Genomic DNA, 1,465 nt, shown 5'->3' with positions numbered 1-1,465 from the left:
CGGTTTCCGGTTGAACGAGAAACCAGAAACGAGAAACTCGAAACTCTAAACGCGAAACTGGTTTCTCGGGACTTTAGACCCTTCCCCCCGGCATTGTTATCTCGTCATCTCCAGGTACTCCTCCCGGGGGGGCGTGAATACGTCGAGGACCAGCGCCCCCGCATCACCCGCCAGCGCCTCGTGGTCCTCACCGGCTCTCACGAAATACATGTCGTCCTTTTCAAGCTCCCACTCCTTCCCGCCCGTTCTGAGCAAAAAGGAGCCCTCGAGCACGTACCCCATCTGCTCGTGGGGATGGCGGTGCCGGGGGAGCAGGACGCCGGGCTCGAGCTTGATGAAGGAAAACATCATCTTTTCGCCCGGGAAAAAACGGGCGCGCACCCCCTCGAGCAGTTCCACCTCCTTCAACCCTTCAAAGTGTTCCTTCATGCCCGCACCCCTCTCTCTGCTCTCGTCACTGCCGGGACCCGGCGGAAGCTGCCCACTGCGGGAGCAAATACCCCGCATCGGGGATCAGGTAGAATCTGTCGATCCCCTCCATCCGCTCGCCCGCCCTGGCAAGGGCATCGCCGATATCCCCGGCCGGCTCCATCGACATCTTTCTCACTTCCTCCGGGTCAAGCTCGCTGAGCAGAATAACCGTCACCCTCTTTGCCTTGGTAAGCACGGCATGGGCCGTCTGCCCGTAAACGACGTAGTGCTCCCGCAGGTGGTCCTCGAGGGCATCCTCGTCGCCGAACCGGAACCAGGGGAAAAAATCGGGGTGGCCGAAGCCGTCCCGGCACTCCGCGGCGAGAACGATCACACCCCCGTCATCGACCGCCTGGAATGCATTGTCGAGGGCCTTGTGAGCCTGGATAAAATTTATGTCCTTCGGGTAGCCGCCGGCAGATGCAATGACCAGGGGAAGCCTCTCGGGAATGTCCACCCGGAAGAAGCGCGCGTAGTGGCTGCAGGCAGCCTCGTGGGCCGCAACGAGGCTCCCCGCGAAGGCGCCGAACAGCCCTCTTTGGGGGGTTACGCAGGTGTTCAGGGAAAAATCGACGGGGACCTTCCCCGCCGCCTCCGTCACGTCCTCGTGGACGGGGTTCCCCTCGAGGACCCCCGATTTTGCCCGCGGGTGCTTTCCCTTCCCCTCCCGGAAAACCCTGAAGTGGGTGGCGTAGCAGGTATCGCGCCCGGCAAGTCCCGGGACGATGACCTTTCTTCCCCCTCCGTACCCGGCGAAGTAGTGGAAGGAGGCGGTCCCCGTGGCGATGATCCTGTCGTGGGACAAAAGGTGTGCGTTCACGTACACGGGCGTCCCCCTCGACGTATCTCCGAGGTAGGTGAGATCGCTGTCGGGGTCGTGCTGAAACGTGGGGATCGTTGCGGAGAGCCCCCCCGTGATCGAGGAGAGCTCATCGCCGGTGAGCTTCCGGTGAATGCCCAGGGCGATGAACAGGGAAATGTCCCTTGCCCCGAC

Annotated in this window: 2 protein-coding genes; both read right to left on the bottom strand. The window is 62.5% G+C overall.

Annotated features, from left to right (window positions below; translation table 11 throughout):
- Window positions 1-96 precede the first annotated feature (96 nt).
- The gene (locus GTN70_10720; GenBank protein ID NIO17440.1) at window positions 97-429 is read right to left on the bottom strand and encodes a cupin domain-containing protein; all 333 of its coding nucleotides are present in this window, start codon (window positions 427-429) and stop codon (window positions 97-99) included.
- 25 nt (window positions 430-454) lie between these two features.
- Window positions 455-1,465: nickel-dependent lactate racemase (gene larA / locus GTN70_10715; GenBank protein NIO17439.1), on the bottom strand; the 1,011-nt coding region annotated here is incomplete at its 5' end.

It is taken from the genome of Deltaproteobacteria bacterium (assembly GCA_011773515.1).
Classification (GTDB): Bacteria; Desulfobacterota; Deferrimicrobia; order J040; family J040; genus WVXK01.
Note: the sequence above shows the minus strand (reverse complement) of the source record. Positions and strands in the feature narration are given on the sequence as shown.

Excerpts from the sequence above, each read along its gene's own strand:
- GTN70_10720 (NIO17440.1), bottom strand. The coding sequence starts at position 429 with ATGAAGGAACACTTTGAAGGGTTGAAGGAGGTGGAACTGCTCGAGGGG.